The organism is Robertmurraya kyonggiensis (genome assembly GCF_005116465.1).
GTDB lineage: Bacteria > Bacillota > Bacilli > Bacillales > Cytobacillaceae > Robertmurraya > Robertmurraya kyonggiensis.
The window spans coordinates 1-1,793 of the sequence record NZ_SWBM01000030.1; the positions used below are offsets into that span (position 1 = coordinate 1).

The window sequence follows — 1,793 nt, forward strand, 5'->3', positions numbered from 1 at the left end:
AGCAAAAGCAGTACCAGTAAGTGACAATGAAAACAAACGTACTCTAAATGCTTCATAGTTTCCAATCTCCCCTAGTTGAGCTATGTATTGACTAATATGTTCCCAAGTGGTGCGCTCATCATCTCCACTAAACTTTACAAAATCAGGCAAGCGCCACCCATTGGGAAAAGGAACAGTATCAAAGCTAGCATGATAAGGTTTTTGATATACTCTAGTATTACCAAAATCAACACCTAGCTTATTTCTCATCACATCAGACAATTCATCCCTGAATCTAGTAAATTCGGCCCATTGGGGGTCTTGTTGGGCCGAAGGTTGCATAGCATTCATATAATTCAAGTGAGGTGATTGCCTATTCTGCATATCTCTATGTGCATTAAAAACATCATCGGGAATACCACCCGAATTTGCAGTATGCATAGTCGTGGAATAAGTAGCGCCTGCTGTAGCTACTGGACCAGCACGGCCAGCAGAGACCGAGTTTGGAACAGTAGACAACGGCAAAGGTTGCTCCGGCACGAACACCATAGCATTGGTCAAATTTGCCTGACCACCAGAACACGCGGTCTGACCGCCTGTAACCACGGTCTGACCGCCTGTCGCGGTCTGACCGGCTGTGCTGGCGGTCTGACCGGCTACCGACCCAACCGCTGCCGACCCAATTGCATCGACCGTGTTCGGTCTGGACATATTGGGTGGTGGCGGGGTCTGTCCAGTAAAGTAATTTGGTCGTATACCATAGAAAATATTACGCTCAGGTAATTCATGAGTATCTATAGATTTACCCTCCAATTTTTCGAGTCGTTCTAATAATTGTTCAACTAATGAATCACGATCCGAAAAATTGTACCCACATGAGTGGATGTAGGGGGCAAAGGTGCAGAAGTGCTTACATTGTCAATTACCTCAATTTGCCCCTTACTCATCTTGAAGGAAGGCATTACGAAGTCTCGAACACTTTTCGCCGAACGATCTTCACGACCCTTCCGAAACGTCTTCAAGAACTCCGCCTCGATGTGCTTCTGGAGCGCCATGAACCTCTCATGATCTTCAACAGTAAGATCTTCAAGTGAGGCCGTCACGATGTTGTCTTCTCCAACGTCGAAGCCCATAGTGCTAGGGATAGTAGATCGGTCTTCAAAAACCAGATTTCTTTCCCCAGCAGAGTCGCCAAAATATGTTGACGCCTTTTATGGTCAACACATGAGAGTGCTCGATCGCGCGGATCGCAAACGTATCGAATTGCTGCTGGGCGACAGGAGGTTAGACCGCCTGTACAGAGAGTCAGACCGCCTGTCACAGGGGTCAGACCACCTGTTACAGGGAGTCAGACCACCTGTTACAGGGAGTGAGACCGCCCGTAGCTGAGACGCCACGAGATCGATCGTTCGATGGATAACTACCACACTTACGTGGTGGTGGACGGCTAGGTTTACGAGCAAACCAACAAAGAGATAACCAACACACTTTCGTGGCGAAGAACGACTAGTTTACGAGCAAACTAGCAAAGGTCGTCGATGCTCACACCCGGGAGGGACCCTATCAGGGCGTGGACGTCGCCGGACGTGCCCTAGGTCGACCAGCAAGCCATAGGGCGTCATCAATGGCCGTGGAGATCACGATGGACAACAAGAGAGACTGGAAAAGGATTAGGGTTTGAAGATTGAGTGTCGATTGGATTGGATAACTCTCTATCGGCCGTGGCCCTTTATATTTATAGGGTGGGGAGGTCTGTACCCGTGGGGAGTCAATTACGTAAGAAAATATCGTCAAATACAACTCTAATTCGGATT

General features: G+C 48.1%; 1 protein-coding gene. It reads right to left on the reverse strand.

From position 1 onward, the window contains the following. A partial coding sequence (locus FA727_RS25590; RefSeq protein ID WP_158318966.1) for a hypothetical protein occupies window positions 1-792 on the reverse strand: 792 nt, incomplete at its 3' end. Between the last annotated feature and the right edge of the window lie 1,001 nt (window positions 793-1,793).